This is a genomic window from Flavobacterium anhuiense, assembly GCF_050990855.1.
GTDB lineage: Bacteria > Bacteroidota > Bacteroidia > Flavobacteriales > Flavobacteriaceae > Flavobacterium > Flavobacterium anhuiense_C.
The window spans coordinates 531472-548245 of record NZ_CP158861.1 but is presented as its reverse complement, the minus strand read 5'-3'; the positions used below and the strand labels follow the sequence as shown (position 1 = coordinate 548245).

Sequence of the window (16774 nt, the reverse complement as noted above, 5' to 3'; positions counted from 1 at the left end):
CTTCAAGAGACGCTAAAAAAAGATTACAGGAATATTTTAAAGGTTGAATCTCTTTCCCCAAGTCGCAGATTCAATAGCAATTTTTGACGCATTTAAATTCGATTTTCGAATTTGAAACGAGTAACTATTGAGAATTTGGTAATTCTCTAAAATTAATTTAAAAACACGCAATGTTTAAGTGCTAGAGTTCGTTCTCTAGTTACTTTCATTTTTTCAATAACTATAAAAGGTAAGCTTATGTATGTAGTAAAAAGAGATGGCCACAGAGAGCCCGTAATGTTTGATAAGATTACAGAAAGAATCAAAAAATTGTGTTACGGCTTAAACGAGCTTGTAGATCCAGTTAAGGTAGCCATGAGAGTTATCGAAGGATTGTATGATGGGGTTTCGACTTCTGAGTTGGATAATCTTGCGGCAGAAACGGCAGCTTCTATGACAATTGCGCATCCAGATTATGCTCAATTAGCAGCTCGTATAGCTATTTCAAATCTACATTCAAATACCAAAAAATCTTTCTCTGAAACGATGAAAGATATGTACCACTACGTTAATCCAAGAAACGGACAAGATGCGCCGTTAATTGCTGACGATGTGTACAAAGTAATTCAAGAAAATGCTGCTTTTTTAGATTCTCATATTATTTATACAAGAGATTTTAATTACGATTACTTTGGTTTCAAAACCTTAGAGCGTTCTTATCTTCTTAAAATAAACGGAAAAATCGTTGAACGTCCGCAGCACATGTTAATGCGTGTTTCTGTTGGTATTCATTTGGACGATTTAAAATCGGTTATCGAGACTTACGATTTAATGTCTAAAAAGTTCTTTACACATGCAACGCCAACGTTGTTCAACGCAGGAACTCCAAAGCCTCAAATGTCTTCTTGTTTCCTTTTGGCAATGCAAGATGATAGTATTGATGGTATCTATGATACATTAAAACAAACAGCAAAAATCTCGCAATCAGCAGGAGGAATTGGACTTTCTATCCATAACGTTCGTGCGACAGGATCTTATATTCGCGGTACAAACGGAACTTCAAACGGAATCGTTCCGATGTTGAGAGTTTTCAACGATACAGCACGTTACGTAGATCAAGGTGGTGGAAAACGTAAAGGTAGTTTTGCAATTTACATCGAAACTTGGCATGCTGATATTTTTGATTTCTTGGATTTGAAGAAAAATACAGGAAAAGAAGAAATGCGTGCGAGAGATTTATTCTTCGCCATGTGGACTTCAGATTTATTCATGAAACGTGTTCAAGAAGATTCAACATGGACTTTAATGTGTCCAAACGAGTGTCCAGGGTTGTATGATGTTTATGGAGATGAATTCGAAAAATTATATACTGATTACGAATTCCAAAATAAAGGAAGAAAAACAATCCGTGCTCGTGAGTTATGGGAGAAAATCCTAGAATCTCAAATCGAGACTGGAACGCCATATATGTTGTACAAAGATGCAGCAAACCGTAAATCGAACCACAAGAATTTAGGAACTATCCGTTCTTCTAACTTGTGTACAGAGATTATGGAGTTTACTTCTAAAGACGAAATTGCAGTTTGTAACTTAGCTTCAATCTCATTACCGATGTTCATCGAAAACGGACAATTCGATCACCAAGCGCTTTACAATGTTACAAAACGTGTAACTCGTAACTTGAACAAAGTAATCGATAGAAACTACTATCCGGTAAAAGAAGCTGAAAACTCAAACATGCGTCACCGTCCAGTTGGATTAGGAGTGCAAGGTTTGGCAGATGCTTTTATCATGCTTCGTATGCCTTTTACAAGTGATGAGGCTAAAAAACTGAATCAAGAAATTTTCGAAACATTATACTTCGCTGCTGTTACCGCTTCTATGGAAATGGCAAAAGAAGAAGGTCCATATTCAACTTTTGAAGGTTCTCCAATGTCACAAGGAGAATTCCAACACAATATGTGGGGAATGAAAGATGAGGAATTATCAGGCCGCTGGGACTGGGCTTCTTTAAGAAAAGAAGTGATGGAGCATGGAGTTCGTAACTCGTTATTAGTGGCACCGATGCCAACTGCTTCAACTTCTCAAATTCTTGGAAACAACGAAGCTTTCGAACCGTATACTTCAAACATTTACACACGTCGTGTATTGTCTGGAGAGTTTATCGTAGTAAACAAACATTTACTAGAAGACTTAGTGAAATTAGGTTTATGGAACGAGTCATTGAAACAAGAAATTATGCGTCATAATGGATCTGTTCAAAACATTGACATTATTCCGCAAGATTTAAAAGATCTTTATAAAACTGTTTGGGAAATGTCGATGAAAGATATTATCGATATGTCTCGCCAAAGAGGTTACTTTATTGACCAATCTCAATCGTTGAACTTGTTCATGCAGGATGCAAACTATTCTAAACTGACATCAATGCACTTCTACGCTTGGCAATCTGGTTTAAAAACGGGAATGTATTACTTAAGAACAAAAGCGGCTGTAGATGCGATTAAATTCACATTAAACAACGACAAAAAAGAGGAAACTCCAACTTTAGTTCAAGAAAGTGAAGCAATCAGCGTTGAAGACTACAAAGCAATGTTATTGAAAGCGCAAGCAGCAGGTCCTGAGGATTGTGAAATGTGTGGGTCTTAATTTTTTTAGAAGAAAGAAAAAAGAATAAAGGAGCAAGATTTATTCGAAGTTATATAAGAAGCAGTTATCATTTTTGATAGCTGCTTTTTTCTTGTTGTAATTTTATTTTATAAGTTTTTTCTTATAATTTTGTTTTGTGATTATTTTTGATCTTGTAATTTATTGTTTCACTTTAAGACAACTTTTATATATTTGTAATGAATTCTAGTTTTAAAATTAGGCATGTTTTTCTCTTTAAAGATTATTTTAATGAATTTTATAAAGCTCAGGATAAAAAAGTTAAAGATAAAATAATCTGGATCATCAGATTAATTGAATATACAGATCGAATTTCAACGGCGTACTTAAAGCATATCGAAAATACGGATGGGCTTTATGAAATTAGAGTTCAGTTAGGATCTAATATTTTTAGAATATTTTGTTTCTTCGATGAAGGAAAATTAGTTGTTTTGGCTAATGGATTTCAAAAGAAAACACAGAAGACACCAAAAAGCGAAATTGAAAAAGCATTAAAAATAAAGAGAGAGTATGAAAACGAAAAGTAAAAACTTAATGAGTTTAGATCAATTCATCGATCAGCAATATGGTGAAGTGGGAAGCGCAAAACGTGATGAATTTGAATTAGGTTATGAAAATTTTAAAATTGGATCGATGCTTCAAGAGGCACGTATTCAAAAAGGAATGACGCAAGAACAACTTGCGGAAAAAGTAGGGTCAACTAAATCTTATATTTCTAAAATTGAAAATAACGTAAAAGAAGCGAGGTTTTCAACGTTACAAAAAATTGTTGAGATTGGTTTGGGCGGACATCTAGAATTATCAATCAAATTTTAATTTTTAAATCTCTTAATAAACATCGCCCACGGTTTCAATCGTGGGAACACAAAGAGGAGCACGATACGTCTCCCACGGTTGAAATCGTGGGCCATGTTTGATTATGATTGTCTAGTGACAATATCCCCAAATTTTCCTCGTTCTAATTAATACCAAATAACATATTTCAGACTTAGAATCTTAGTATCTTAGAGTCTAAAAATTAAACCTTTGCGATAAACAAAAGTCTTATTGTAATAATTTCTGAATTATGAAAAAAAGCAATCTTTGGTCATTACGATTAGGTTTTTCAAGAAAACAAGCTGTTCAAATTGAAAAAATAGGATTAGAGAAATTTCTAAAACATTCCTATAACTCCAAATTTGACAAACAACTTCCAGATTTTCTGCAGGATCAACCTAAAACGACTTTAGAATTAAAGGAGATCAGAGAGCAAATAAAAATCTCAGGTCCCGAAACCAGAAAAGAATTTCAGAAAAAAGAAAATCAGGCAAATGCAGCATTTAAAAAATGGTGGATTGCTAAAATGCGTATAGATGAATTTCCGCTTCGGGAAAATATGGTTTGCTTTTGGCACAATCATTTCGTGTCGACTTCTCAAAAAGTGAAAATCAATTACTGGATTTATCAGCACAATATGATTTTGCGCGAAAATGCTTTTGGAAATTTTAAAGAACTGACCAAACAGATTCTGAAATCTAATGCAATGGTAAGATATCTTGATAACGGCGACAATAAAAAAGGAAAAGTCAACGAAAATCTTAGCCGTGAATTGTTAGAATTATTTACTATCGGAATTGGAAATTATACTGAAAACGACATTAAAAATGGCGCAAAAGCATTAGCTGGATTAAACATTGGCGATGATGGCGCGGTTTACCGAAAAAATATAGAAGACAATAGTGATAAAACCTATTTCGGAAAAACTGGAAACTGGAAAGCAGATGATTTGGTTGATATTATTTTCGAACAGAAAAACATTCCTTACCTAATTACCAGAAAAATTCTGAAATGGTTTGTATATGATAATCCGCCAGAAGATTTGGTGACGTATTATGGAGATTATTTCAGAAAAGAAAAATTCGAAATCCAGCCTTTACTGACTAAGATTTTTACAGAAGAATTCAAAAAAGAGAATTCCGGAAATAAAATCAAAAATCCACTGGTTTATATTTTACAGCTTTATGATGAATTACAGATCGAGAATGTTGATGACGCTGCAATTATGGCATTTATCAAACAACAAGGAATGGATTTGTATGATCAAGTAAATGTGAAAGGCTGGGACGGCGGAAACTCTTGGCTGACTTCGCAGATTTATCTCCAAAGAAATAATACAGCCGATTTGTTATGCAGTGGAAAAACCTTAACTCGAAAGGTTTTGAAAACGATGATGAACGGAGTTGAAAAAGAAAAATCAGAATATGAGAAAGCGGATGTAAAAGTCACTTTTGATTCCAACGGAAATAATAAAACCATTATTTCTGAATTATCAAACAGATTGTTATTCGCAGTAAGCGACTTGGCTCAAAAGGACATGGAAAACCTTTTGAAATACGATTTTGATCCTAAAGCACCTCATGCCGATTTTGCAGTTGTTCGCGTATTCAATTACATTACAAAACTGCCGGAATATCAATTAATTTAGAAAATAAGATTATGAACAGAAGAAGTTTTCTAACATTAACAGGAACATTTACAGGCGGACTGCTTGTGCTTCCTGATTTTTTACACGCTTTTGGTTCGCAAACGAATTTAGTTGTTGGCGAACAATGCATTGTTTTTGTCCAATTGAACGGAGGAAACGACGGCTTGAATACTTTTATTCCGTACGACGATCCGTTGTATTATGATTTGCGAACAAAAATTGCTCTAAATAAAGATGCTGTTGTCGGTAAAAATAAAGGAATGGCATTTCATCCTTCATTGAAAGATTTTGCGCAAATGCAACAAAATGGAGATTTAACGGTAATTCAAAATGTCGGATATCCAGAGCCCATTCGTTCGCATTTTAGAAGTCAGGAAATTTGGCAAACTGCTGTTGATTCTAATAAATATAGTAATGAAGGCTGGCTAGGAAGATTTTTGGATTTGCAATGCAACGGACACCAAGCGACGGCGGGAATAAATTTAGATTCGATTGATAATTTAGCTTTAAAAGGAGTCGAGCCGAATTTTATCACAATAAAAGATCCAAACCGATTTAAAGTAAAAGCAAAAGAAGAGAACGTAACTTTATCACAAAATCCGCATTTAGATTTTGTTCGAAAGATTGCTAATTCGGTTACAGAAGGTTCAGATGAGATTCAGAAAGCATTAGCCAAATCAAAAAATGAAATCAGTTATCCGAAAACAGAATTATCTAAAAACCTGGAATGGATTTCAAGATTAATAAAAGGAAACTTAAATTCGAAAGTTTATTACACTTCTCTCAGCGGATTTGACACACATGATAATCAGCTTGCCATTCACGAAAAAAGACTGGGAGATTTAAATGATGCTCTTTATAGTTTTTACAGCGATTTAAAACAAGCACAGTTGCTTCAAAATGTTACAATAGTTGTTTTCTCAGAATTTGGGCGAAGAGTAAAAGACAACGGAAACGGAACCGATCACGGAACCGCAGCGCCAATGTTCATAATCGGAGGGAATAATAAAGGAACGATTTTAGGGAAAAATCCAAACTTAGCCGACTTAGATAACGGTGATTTAAAATACGAAATAGATTTTAGAAGTGTCTACGCATCATTATTAAAACAAAAAATGGATTTTGATTATTCGAAAATAGGAATTACGAATAGACCGGTTTCTGGGTTATTTGGATAATCGCAATCTTTGATAGAAATGACAAACACATAGAATATTATTTGTATAACTAGAATGATTTGAGCTAATTCGTGAATTGCTTCGCCTGTTCGCTATCGCTCGAGTCGTGGCAAAAAAAAACTTAGTCACTTAGATTCTCAGAACCTCAGAACCTCAATTCAATATTCTCATTTTAAGTCTATTTTTTTATATTATCGTACAAAACCTGCTAAATTTGTTAAGAAATCCTTTTTTGTTTCATAAAATGCAATCTTTTTTTTGGTGCACTAAAAATAATTTATACATTCGCAGAGAATTTAAAACAAAACACAAACAAAATGGCAAGTAACCGTTTTTATTTTAGCAACTCTTTTTATTTCTTCTTTAGTAGAAGTGAGGATTGTGCTATGGTTATTTGAGATCAAATTTTAAGACAAATAAAACTAATATACAATCCTGATGCAAATCAGGATTTTTTTTTGACTATATGACAACGAAAATTGCGATACAAGGTATTAAAGGATCATTTCATCATCAGGTTGTGAAAGAGTATTTCTCTGAAAATGTGGATATTGATGAATGTTTGTCTTTTGAAGAATTGATCGACAGCCTTATTGCCGGAAAATCGGATCAGGCTGTTATGGCGATTGAAAACTCGATTGCAGGCCCAATTATTCCGAATTATGCTTTGATAGACAAGAATAATTTACACATTATTGGAGAGCATTATTTAAATATTCAGCAAAATTTAATGGCTTTAAAAGGTCAGAAAATTGAAGATATCAGAGAAGTTCATTCCCACCCGATGGCACTTTTGCAATGTATGGATTTCTTGAAACAATATCCAAATATCAAATTGGTTGAGGATAAAGATACAGCAGAAACAGCAAGAAGAATTCAGGAAAAACAATTAACCGGAATTGCTGCAATTGCAAGTCAAACAGCAGCTGAAATGTACGATTTGGATATTATTGCATCATCGATTCAAACGATTAAAAACAATATGACTCGTTTCGTAATCATTAAAAAGCAAAATTCATTTTTGCCAGAAAGCGAAATCAACAGAGCTTCGGTAAAATTTGAATTAGATCATAAAAGGGGAAGCTTAGCGGCAGTTTTAAATGTAATGAGCGACTGCAAACTGAATTTGACAAAAATCCAGTCGCTTCCAAAAATTGAAACACCTTGGAAATATTCCTTCTTCGTAGACGTAACATTCGAGAAATACGAAGATTTTGCAAAAGCCAAAGCGTTATTAAACATAATGGCAGAATATTTTAAAGTGTTGGGAGAATATAAAAATACGAAACCTTTGAGTGAGTCTTAAAGTTGGAAAGTCGAAAGTCTTAAAGTCAAAAAACAAATTAAAAAGTTTAAAAGAGCCTAAAGCAAATAAAAAAATGATTACAACAGCAAAACGATTAGACACAGTTGAAGAATACTACTTCTCATCAAAATTAAGAGAAGTGAGGCAACTGATGTCTGAAGGAAAATCGATCATCAATATGGGAATTGGAAGCCCTGATTTGAGTCCGTCGAAAGCCGTAATTGAAGCAGTAGCTTCAGCAATTCAGGACGAGAATGGGCATGGTTATCAAAGCTATCAGGGATTACCAGAAATGAGGCAGGCGATGGCAGATTTTTATCAAAATCAGTTTGGTGTTGAAGTGAATCCAAATAATGAGATTTTACCGCTCATGGGGTCAAAAGAAGGAATTATGCATATTTCGCTTGCATTTTTAAATCCAGGCGATCACGTTTTAATTCCGAATCCAGGTTATCCAACGTATACTTCGGTAACCAATTTGGTAGAAGCGGTTCCAGTTTATTATGATTTAAAAGAAGAAAATGCATGGGAACCAGACTTCGAAGCTTTAGAAAAATTGGATCTTTCGAAAGTAAAATTAATGTGGCTGGGATATCCGCACATGCCAACAGGAGCTAAAGGAAGTTTAGCGTTATTTGAAAAATTGGTTGCTTTTGCTAAAAAACATAACATATTATTGATCAATGATAATCCGTATAGTTTTGTTTTGAATGATAATCCGATGAGTTTATTGCAAGTTGAAGGCGCAAAAGATGTGGCTTTAGAATTAAACTCTTTAAGTAAAACATTCAACATGGCAGGCTGGAGAGTCGGAATGGTTTTAGGAAATCCTGAAATTATCGATGCGGTTCTAAAAGTAAAAAGCAATATGGACAGCGGAATGTTCTACGGAATACAGAAAGGAGCAATTGCAGCTTTAAAATGTGATAAATCTTGGTTTGAAGATCAAAACAAAATTTACAGACGCCGTAGAGAATTGACCGAAAAACTTGCAGAAAAATTAAACTGCAAAGTATATAAAGAAGGAGTTGGATTGTTCGTTTGGGCAAAACTTCCAGAAGGAATAGAATCAGCAGAGAAGTTCATTGACGAAATATTATATGAGAAACATATTTTCATTACACCTGGGACCATTTTTGGAAGCAACGGTGAAGGATATATCAGATTCTCATTGTGTGTAAAAGAAGAAAAAGTACAAGAAGCTATTGATCGATTTTAGATATTAGAATGTAGATTTTAGATTTCAGATTTGCGAACCTTACGTAAATTCTTTGCGAACTTTGCGGTTAAATAAGGTTGGAATTTGGAATTTTAAAGCTTGGAATTTTAAAAAAATATGAAAGTATACGTAATAGGAATAGGGTTAATAGGCGGTTCAATGGTGTTAGACATCAAAGGACGTTATCCTGATGCGACTATTTTAGGAATCGATAGTAATGAAAAACATTTGCAGGAAGCAATTGATTTAGGAGTTATCGACGAACCGGGAAGTTTCGAAGATCTACAAAAAGCAGATTTTGTAATTGTTTCGGTTCCTGTAGATGTAGCGTTGACGGTTTTACCTAAAGTTTTGGATGCAGTAGGAGATAAAACAATTGTTTTTGAAGTAGGATCGACTAAAAAGCCAATCTGTGAAGCAGTAGCCAATCACCCAAAAAGAAGAAATTTTATTGCAACGCATCCAATTGCCGGAACAGAGTTTTCGGGTCCATCAGCAGCAATAAGAGGTTTGTTTCAAGGAAAAACAAACATTATCTGTGAAGTCGAAAAGACAGCTTTTAAATTACAAGAAAAAGCTTTGAATCTTTTTACTTCAATTGGAATGAGAATTCGATATATGGATCCCGTTTCGCATGATAAACACATTGCTTACGTTTCGCATTTATCGCACATAAGTTCGTTTATGCTTGGGAAAACGGTAATGAATAAAGAAAAAGACGAACAGGATATTTTTGACATGGCGGGAAGTGGATTTGAAAGCACGGTTCGTCTAGCAAAAAGTTCGCCGGCCATGTGGACGCCGATTTTTAAACAGAATAAAGAATACGTTCTAGAAACATTAGAAGCATATATTTCGAACCTAAGTCGGTTTAGAGATTTGCTGAAAGAAGAAGATTACAACGCCATTTTTGAAGAAATGGAAAGCACAAATAAAATAAAAGAAATACTAAACGGATTAACAACAACTAAAAAGTAAAATTAGAATTAAGATGGAAAATAAGAAAGAAATGAGAAAGTGGTTAGAAGATTTCAATTTAAATCACCCACTTGTGATAGCTGGACCTTGTAGTGCAGAAACTGAAGATCAAGTTTTGAAAATCGCTCACGAATTAAAAGATTCAAAAGTTAGCGTATTCAGAGCTGGAATCTGGAAACCAAGAACGCGTCCAGGAGGATTCGAAGGTGTTGGTGAAATTGGATTAAAATGGTTACAAAAAGCAAAAGCTGAAACTGGTTTATTAATGGGAACTGAAGTTGCAACTGCAGCGCACTGTAAACTGGCTTTAGAACACGATATCGATGTGTTATGGGTTGGTGCACGTACAACTGCAAACCCTTTCGCAGTTCAAGAAATTGCAGATACATTAAAAGGAACTGATAAAATTGTTTTGGTGAAAAACCCAGTAAACCCAGATTTAGCTTTATGGTTAGGTGGTGTTGAGCGTTTACACATGGCAGGTATCGAGAAATTAGGTGTTATTCACAGAGGTTTTTCTACTTACGAAAAAACAAAATACAGAAACATTCCAGAATGGCAAATCGCTATCGAATTGCAAAATAAATTCCCTGATTTACCATTAATCATCGATCCATCTCACATTACTGGAGATCGTAAAATGATTTTTGAAGTAACTCAAGAAGCTTTAGATTTGAACTACGATGGTATGATCATCGAAACACACTTCGATCCAGACAACGCTTGGTCTGATGCTGCTCAGCAAGTTACTCCAGACGCTTTGAAACAAATCATTAAAGATTTGACTATCAGAAAAACGGATGATACTACAGACGAGTACAGCCAAAAAATGACAAAATTAAGAGCAAACATCGACGTTTTGGATGCTAACTTATTAGAGTTATTAGGAAAACGTATGAAAGTGGCTGACGAAATTGGTCAGGTGAAAAAAGATGCAAACGTTGCGATCCTTCAAAACAACCGTTGGAATGAAATCTTAGGAAAAATGATTTTAGAAGGTGAGAAAAAAGGTCTTACTGAAGAGTTCGTTTTAAGAATGTTCAAAGCAATTCACCAAGAAAGTATTGGTCACCAAGAGAAAATTTTCAACGCATAATTTTTTCTAAACTATATAAGTGATATAAGATAACTTAAGTTTGCGCAAACTTTAATTTTAAGATTTCTTATAGCATTAATTGAAAATAGATTGTTTTTTTAAAATCCCTATTGCTTCGAAAGAGGTAATGGGGATTTTGTTTTTTTAAACATAACCCACGGTTTTAATCGTGGGCTATGTTTAAAAATATTCATTTATCTTTGTAAAAGTTTTGGATCTAAATCTAAAATCAGAAATCTAAAATCAACAATTTGAATTGAATGACTGGAACCGTTTATAAATCTACAGGAAGCTGGTATACCGTAAAATCTGAAAAAGGAGATTTTGTGGAATGTCGCATGAAAGGGAAATTTAGAATAAAAGGTATTAAAAGTACTAATCCTATTGCTGTAGGCGATATAGTCGATTATGAATTGGATGAAACTTCGGATGCCGTAACGGGAACGATTCATACTATTCATGAAAGAAAGAATTATATCGTTCGTAAATCGGTTAACTTGTCTAAGCAGATTCATATTATCGCTTCTAATATCGATCAAGTTTTCTTGCTGATTACAATCGATAATCCACCAACGACTACAAGTTTTATTGATCGTTTTTTGGTTACTGCCGAAGCATACGGAATTGAAGCGATTTTGATTTTTAATAAAATTGATACTTTAAACGATCAGACTTTAGATGATCAGCTTTACTTACAGCATATATATTCTGAAATTGGCTATAAATGTCTTCGTATTTCATCTACAGAAAATAAAGGCGTTGACAAATTGAAAGAAATGATGATTGGAAAAGTAAGTATGTTTTCTGGGCATTCGGGAGTTGGTAAATCAACTTTGGTAAATGCCATGGAGCCAAGCCTTCATTTGAAAACCTCTGTAATTTCAGAACAAAGCAAACAAGGTCAGCATACCACTACTTTTGCCGAAATGTATGATTTGTCTTTTGATGCCCGAATTATCGATACTCCAGGGATTAAAGGTTTCGGGATTGTAGATATGGAACCTTCTGAAATTAGTGGTTATTTTCCAGAATTTTTCAGATTGAAAGATCAATGTAAATTTAACAATTGTTTACATAAAGAAGAACCACATTGTGCCATTAAAGCAGCTTTAGAAAAAGACGAAATTGCATGGTCACGTTACAATAGTTACTTAAAAATCCTCGAAGGTGACGAAGAACATTATCGTACAGATACTTACGGAGAAGATCGTGCGGCGAGTGATGAAACGAGAAAGTAATTGTAAATTGTGAATGGTTAACTATAAATTCCAATTTTTTAAATTCCAAATTCCAATTGAATAACGCAACGTTTAGATTGTAGAGATGCACTGCAGTCGATCTAACGTTTACAATGTAATCCGTAAAATCTATTAATCTGTGGCATAAAACCACAATTCAAATTATAATGAGAGTAGTTATCCAAAGAGTTTCAGAAGCATCAGTAACAGTTGATGGCCAAAAAACAGCAGATATTCAAAAAGGTTTATTGGTTTTAGTCGGAATTGAAGATGCCGACACGCAGGAAGACATTGACTGGCTTGCTGGAAAAATCATAAAAATGAGAATCTTTGGTGACGAAAACGACGTAATGAACTGCTCGGTTCAAGATGTTGACGGCGATATCATTGTCGTAAGTCAGTTTACACTTCATGCTTCAACTAAAAAAGGAAACCGACCTTCTTATATAAAAGCTTCAAAACCAGATTTCGCAATTCCGACTTACGAGAATTTTGTTAAAGCGATAGAAAAAGAGTTTGGAAAGAAAGTGCAAACGGGAATTTTTGGTGCTGATATGAAGGTGAGTCTTCTTAATGACGGGCCAGTTACAATTGTAATGGACAGCAAAAACAGGGAGTAAAAATATTATTAAACATTTGTTAAGGATTTCTAAAAATAATATATATTTGATGAAAATCCTTACTAATGAAAATCCCTTTTTGCGCATTATTTTTATTCTTAATAACTTTTTCTTCTTTTGCTCAAAAGAGCGCTTATCCAATACTTTCTGTTCCTGATAGTTTAAAGCAAAATGCAGATGCTATTCTTCGCTTAGATCAGATGGATATTGTTATTGCTTCACAAAGAAGTATGAACATTAAAGTACAAAGAGTTGTTTCTGTTTTAAATGAAAAAGGATTAGATGATATTAATTCTTATCAGCATTATGATAAAACAACTTCAATAAAAAATATTGAAGCTGTCGTTTATGATGCATTAGGAAACGAAATAAAAAAAATCAAAAGAAAAGATTTTAAAGACCAGAGCGCGGTAGGCGGTAGTACGCTTTTTTCAGATAGCCGCGTGCTGTATTTAAATTATACTCCTGTTTCATATCCTTTTACAATTGCTTATACAAGCGAAATTGAAACTTCCAATACTGCATTTATACCGAAATGGTATTTTATTGGCGGTTATAATTTGAGTGTAGAAAAATGTGTTCTAAATGTTACTTATCCGAAAGGATTGGGCTTTAAGAAAAAAGAGTTTCAGTTTAATCACTTCAACATACAAAAAACGGCTGATACAGATACCAATTTAAGTTATGTTGCAACAAATATCGTTGCTCAAAAACAAGAAGATCTGAGTCCGTCTCCTTCAGATCTTTTTCCTAAAATTATGATGGGTTTAGAAAACTTCCATTTAGAAGGAGTTGACGGAAATGCTACTACTTGGGAGGCATTTGGTAAATGGTATGGCGATAAAATCTTAACAGGAACAACTATTTTGCCTGAGGAGACAAAAGTAAAAATCAAAGCTTTGGTTGGAGACGAAAAAGATCCTGTCAAGAAAGCTAGAATCATTTACGATTATGTGCAGAAAAAATCTCGTTATGTAAACATTGCCATTGGTATTGGGGGCTGGAAGCCTATGATGGCCAATGATGTTGATCGTTTAGGATATGGCGATTGCAAAGCGTTATCCAATTATACCAAAGCACTTTTGCAGGTTGTAGATGTGCCATCTTATAATACTATTTTATATGGCGATCGTTACAAATCAGATATTCAGTCAGATTTTGTTTCGATGCAAGGAAATCATATGATTTTGGCAATTCCGAATAAGGATAATTATATCTGGCTAGAATGTACAAGCCAAGATGATCCGTTTGGGTATCAGGGAACTTTTACCGATGATCGTGATGTTTTGGTTGTAAAACCAGAGGGAGGAGAAATTGTGAGAACTAAAATCTACGATGATAAAGGAAATATACAAGATGGTAAAGGAGTGTATACAATTGATCAAACCGGAAATTTTTCGGGTGTTTTAAAAATTGCATCACAAGGAAGCATATATGCAAGTAAATCTCGAGTAGAAACGATGCAACCAAACGAGAAAGAAGAACATTACAAGGAGTATTGGGATAATATTAATAATTTAAAATTAGGCAAAATCACTTTTACCAACGATAAAGAAAATATTCGTTTTATCGAAGATGTTCATTTAAGCGCGGCCAATTACGGAACGCTTTCGGGAAATAAAATGATGTTTGTTGTTGATGCTTTCAATCAATATACAGGAAACGTAAAACGAATTAGAAACCGTAAAAATCCATTTCAAATTCAGCGTGGTTATTTGGATACAGACGAAATTGAAATTAATCTTCCAGAAGGTTTCAGCATCGAATTCTTGCCTTCAAATTATGAGCTAAAAGGGAAATTTGGCGAATACAAAACCGAAATCATTAAAAAAGACAATACTAAATTGACGTATAAAAGATCTATGTTGCTCAACAAGGGAAAATATTCTAGCAAAGAATATGATGAATACCGATTGTTTATGGAACAAATATCGAGAAACGATAATGCTAAAATAATATTGACAAAGAACTAACCCATTATAATAAACCAACCAAAAATTACCAATGAAAATTATTAAACTATTTACACTGTTTGTGATTTTATTATTTTCTCCTAAAATAATGTCACAGGAATTCAAATTAGGAAAAGTGTCTGTTGCAGAATTGGAACAAAAATTTCACCCAAAAGATTCATCTGCAGCCGCCGCGATTTTATACAAAAAAGGAAAAACCAGAATTGACTATGATCAAAATATTGGTTTTGTCACTTATTTTGATGTTGAAACCCGTATTAAAATTTATAAAAAAGAAGGCTATAATTGGGCCAATCAAGCAATCTGGTATTATAACAGTACCGATTTTAAGGAAAAAGTATCTGTTAGCGATGCTGTAACTTTCAATTTAGTAGGAGGTAAAATCGAAGCTACTAAATTAAAAAGTGACGGAATATTCGATGAAGCGGTAAGCAAATTTAGAAGCCAGAAAAAAATTACGTTACCTAACGTTAAAGAAGGTTCTGTTATAGAATTTAAATACAGTGTTAGAAGTCCAGATGTGCTTATTCGCGATTGGGATTTTCAAACAAATATTCCTGTAAATTATTCAGAGTTTAAAACATTTGTTCCTGAGTATTTTGTTTTTACTCCAGCCCAAAAAGGTTATATTTTCCCTAAGGTAATTTCTGAAAAAAGCAACAAATCATTCATTATAAATTCCAAAGAAAGAAGTGGTACAGGAGGCTTTGGAGGCGGAGCAACACAAACAGAGTTTTATCAAGATAAAATTGAATATATAGAAATGCAAACGACTTATTTGGCAGAAAACTTTGCGGCCATGAAAGATGAGGCGTATGTAAATAATATCGAAAACTATATGTCATCGGTTTCTCATGAGCTGTCTATGACAAGGTTTCCTAATAAACCTATAAAACAGCTTTCGACAGATTGGAATTCGGTAGTAAAAACAATATATGATTATGATGATTTTGGTCCTGAATTAAATAAAACCGGATATTTTGAAGAGGATGTAAAGAAACTGCTTGCCGAAACTAAAACGCCAGAAGAGAAAATTTGGGCTATCTTTAATCACGTAAAATCAAACGTGAAATGGAATAGCTATACTGGTTATAACTGTGATAACGGTGTAAAAAAGGCTTATAAAGAAAAAACAGGGAATATTGCCGATATTAATTTAATGCTTACGGCAATGTTGCGTTATTCGGGTCTAACTGCAAATCCGGTTCTAGTGAGTACGCGTTCAAACGGAATTGCTTTATTTCCGAATAGAACGGCGTATAATTATGTAATTACGGCAGTAGAAACTCCAAACGGATATATTTTATTAGATGCGTCCGAAAAATTTTCAACGCCAAACATTTTACCTCTGAGAGTTTTAAACTGGTACGGAAGGCTAATTCGTAAAGACGGAACATCTGAGGAAATCAATTTAATGCCTGAGAAAACATCTGCTGATAATGTTTTTCTAACGTACAGCATTGAAGCTGATGGAAAAGTGACAGGAAAAACAAGAAGACAATCTGCAGATTATAATGCAATGTTACTAAGGGATAATATAAGTAATCTTAAAGAAGAAGAATATTTAGAAAAACTTGAAAACACAAATAATAAAATTGAAATAAGCGACTATTCTAAAACGAATGAAAAAGATATTCTGCTTCCGATTGTTGAAACGTATTCTTTTACAGGAAATAATTTATGTGAACTTATTGGGGAAAAAATTTATGTAAGTCCAATGTTATTTTTTACCAACGACAAAAACCCTTTTAAGCAAGACATTCGTGAATATCCCGTTGATTTTAGTTATCCTTTTGCAGATAAGTATAATATCACAATTAAGATTCCAGATGGTTTTGCAGTTGAAACATTGCCCGCTCCCGCTGCAGTGGTAATGGAAGACGATTTAGGAGCTTTTAAGTTTAATATTGTTGCTAATGAAAACGTATTGCAATTATCAATTTTACATCAAATCAATGCAGCGATTATATCTGCCGAAAAGTATGAGATGTTGAAAGAGTACTACAAGGCAATGATTGCAAAAGAAACGGAGAAAATTGTTTTAAAAAGAATTTAA

At 33.8% G+C, this 16774-nt stretch carries 13 protein-coding genes; all 13 read left to right on the top strand.

What is annotated here, in order from left to right; genetic code table 11:
• Positions 1–237 precede the first annotated feature (237 nt).
• The 13 genes from ABTV69_RS02620 (at position 238) to ABTV69_RS02560 (ending at position 16774) form a co-directional block, all read left to right on the top strand.
• Positions 238–2628: a ribonucleoside-diphosphate reductase subunit alpha gene (locus ABTV69_RS02620; protein ID WP_433833988.1), complete on the top strand. Its 2391-nt coding sequence runs from the start codon at positions 238–240 to the stop codon at positions 2626–2628.
• Positions 2629–2825: 197 nt separating this feature from the next.
• Positions 2826–3173: a type II toxin-antitoxin system RelE/ParE family toxin gene (locus tag ABTV69_RS02615; protein WP_433833986.1), complete on the top strand. Its 348-nt coding sequence runs from the start codon at positions 2826–2828 to the stop codon at positions 3171–3173.
• Positions 3157–3462 carry a helix-turn-helix domain-containing protein gene (locus tag ABTV69_RS02610; RefSeq protein WP_433833984.1) on the top strand — a complete coding sequence of 102 codons (306 nt, stop codon included), beginning with the start codon at positions 3157–3159 and terminating at the stop codon, positions 3460–3462. Before ABTV69_RS02615 ends, ABTV69_RS02610 begins: the two co-directional genes overlap by 17 nt.
• 250 nt (positions 3463–3712) lie before the next feature.
• Positions 3713–5110, top strand: a complete 1398-nt coding sequence (locus ABTV69_RS02605; protein WP_433833982.1) for a DUF1800 domain-containing protein — start codon at positions 3713–3715, stop codon at positions 5108–5110.
• An 11-nt stretch (positions 5111–5121) separates the two neighbouring features.
• Positions 5122–6288: a DUF1501 domain-containing protein gene (locus ABTV69_RS02600; protein WP_433833980.1), complete on the top strand. Its 1167-nt coding sequence runs from the start codon at positions 5122–5124 to the stop codon at positions 6286–6288.
• 466 nt (positions 6289–6754) lie between these two features.
• Entirely contained in the window at positions 6755–7594 is an 840-nt protein-coding gene (locus tag ABTV69_RS02595) for a prephenate dehydratase (protein ID WP_433833978.1), read from the top strand.
• A gap of 73 nt (positions 7595–7667) precedes the next feature.
• Positions 7668–8813, top strand: a complete 1146-nt coding sequence (locus tag ABTV69_RS02590) for a pyridoxal phosphate-dependent aminotransferase (RefSeq protein WP_433833976.1) — start codon at positions 7668–7670, stop codon at positions 8811–8813.
• Positions 8814–8930: 117 nt separating this feature from the next.
• Positions 8931–9791, top strand: a complete 861-nt coding sequence (locus tag ABTV69_RS02585) for a prephenate dehydrogenase (protein WP_433833974.1) — start codon at positions 8931–8933, stop codon at positions 9789–9791.
• Positions 9792–9804: 13 nt separating this feature from the next.
• Positions 9805–10887: a bifunctional 3-deoxy-7-phosphoheptulonate synthase/chorismate mutase type II gene (locus tag ABTV69_RS02580; protein WP_053472520.1), complete on the top strand. Its 1083-nt coding sequence runs from the start codon at positions 9805–9807 to the stop codon at positions 10885–10887.
• 260 nt (positions 10888–11147) lie between these two features.
• Positions 11148–12125, top strand: coding sequence for a ribosome small subunit-dependent GTPase A (gene rsgA, locus ABTV69_RS02575; RefSeq protein WP_433833972.1), 978 nt, complete (start codon positions 11148–11150; stop codon positions 12123–12125).
• 167 nt (positions 12126–12292) lie between these two features.
• Positions 12293–12745, top strand: coding sequence for a D-aminoacyl-tRNA deacylase (gene dtd / locus ABTV69_RS02570; RefSeq protein WP_433833970.1), 453 nt, complete (start codon positions 12293–12295; stop codon positions 12743–12745).
• Between the two features lie 65 nt (positions 12746–12810).
• Positions 12811–14718, top strand: coding sequence for a DUF3857 domain-containing protein (locus ABTV69_RS02565; protein ID WP_433833968.1), 1908 nt, complete (start codon positions 12811–12813; stop codon positions 14716–14718).
• A gap of 31 nt (positions 14719–14749) precedes the next feature.
• Positions 14750–16774, top strand: coding sequence for a transglutaminase domain-containing protein (locus ABTV69_RS02560; protein WP_433833966.1), 2025 nt, complete (start codon positions 14750–14752; stop codon positions 16772–16774).

Coding starts and splice junctions, on each gene's coding strand:
- ABTV69_RS02620 (WP_433833988.1), top strand. CDS start 238: ATGTATGTAGTAAAAAGAGATGGCCACAGAGAGCCCGTAATGTTTGAT.
- ABTV69_RS02600 (WP_433833980.1), top strand. CDS start 5,122: ATGAACAGAAGAAGTTTTCTAACATTAACAGGAACATTTACAGGCGGA.
- ABTV69_RS02590 (WP_433833976.1), top strand. CDS start 7,668: ATGATTACAACAGCAAAACGATTAGACACAGTTGAAGAATACTACTTC.
- rsgA (WP_433833972.1), top strand. CDS start 11,148: ATGACTGGAACCGTTTATAAATCTACAGGAAGCTGGTATACCGTAAAA.
- ABTV69_RS02615 (WP_433833986.1), top strand. CDS start 2,826: ATGAATTCTAGTTTTAAAATTAGGCATGTTTTTCTCTTTAAAGATTAT.
- ABTV69_RS02580 (WP_053472520.1), top strand. CDS start 9,805: ATGGAAAATAAGAAAGAAATGAGAAAGTGGTTAGAAGATTTCAATTTA.
- ABTV69_RS02610 (WP_433833984.1), top strand. CDS start 3,157: ATGAAAACGAAAAGTAAAAACTTAATGAGTTTAGATCAATTCATCGAT.
- dtd (WP_433833970.1), top strand. CDS start 12,293: ATGAGAGTAGTTATCCAAAGAGTTTCAGAAGCATCAGTAACAGTTGAT.
- ABTV69_RS02595 (WP_433833978.1), top strand. CDS start 6,755: ATGACAACGAAAATTGCGATACAAGGTATTAAAGGATCATTTCATCAT.
- ABTV69_RS02560 (WP_433833966.1), top strand. CDS start 14,750: ATGAAAATTATTAAACTATTTACACTGTTTGTGATTTTATTATTTTCT.
- ABTV69_RS02605 (WP_433833982.1), top strand. CDS start 3,713: ATGAAAAAAAGCAATCTTTGGTCATTACGATTAGGTTTTTCAAGAAAA.
- ABTV69_RS02565 (WP_433833968.1), top strand. CDS start 12,811: ATGAAAATCCCTTTTTGCGCATTATTTTTATTCTTAATAACTTTTTCT.
- ABTV69_RS02585 (WP_433833974.1), top strand. CDS start 8,931: ATGAAAGTATACGTAATAGGAATAGGGTTAATAGGCGGTTCAATGGTG.